This window comes from Streptomyces millisiae (assembly GCF_031845425.1).
Taxonomy (GTDB): Bacteria; Actinomycetota; Actinomycetes; order Streptomycetales; family Streptomycetaceae; genus Streptomyces; species Streptomyces millisiae.
The window spans coordinates 1-536 of the sequence record NZ_JAVREM010000212.1; the positions used below are offsets into that span (position 1 = coordinate 1).

Here is a 536-nt window from a genome sequence, read left to right on the forward strand (position 1 = left end):
GGTGGCCACCGGCCACACCGCGCCGCTGGTGCTGCCGGACCTGCGCACGGTCGAGCACTACGACCGCCATCTCACCCTCGACGGCCTGCGGCTGGTGTTCGAGCGCAATCGGGACAGCCAACGTGGACGGCTCAAACCGGCAAGGTGACCCGGTGTGAGGTTGTGCACACCTGGATCGCAGCCTGACCCCACCGGGACGCGGGTATGCCCTTGAACCGCCGGTCCATTGGCTCGTGGCCGAGGGCCGCCGGGCTTGTCGGCATGCAATTGCCCGCCCGCGAGTTCATTTAAGCTGGCATTTTGTGAGCCCAGCCGATCGCGACGACGCGTCCCAGTCCCAGGCCGACCTTCCCGAGCAGTTCCGGATTCGTCAGGCCAAGCGGGAGCGGCTGCTGGCTGAGGGCCGCGAGCCCTATCCGGTAACCGTTCCGCGCACACATTCACTGGCCGAACTGCGCAGCGCCTACCCGGACCTGGCCGCGGACACCCAGACCGGCGAGGTCGTCGGTGTCACGGGCCGGGTCGTGTTCGCCCGG

1 pseudogene is annotated in these 536 nt (G+C 68.8%); it reads left to right on the forward strand.

Going from position 1 to position 536, the window contains the following annotated elements:
* Positions 1–302: 302 nt before the first annotated feature.
* Positions 303–536, forward strand: a pseudogene (locus tag RNC47_RS36280) (hypothetical protein); the annotation flags it as partial.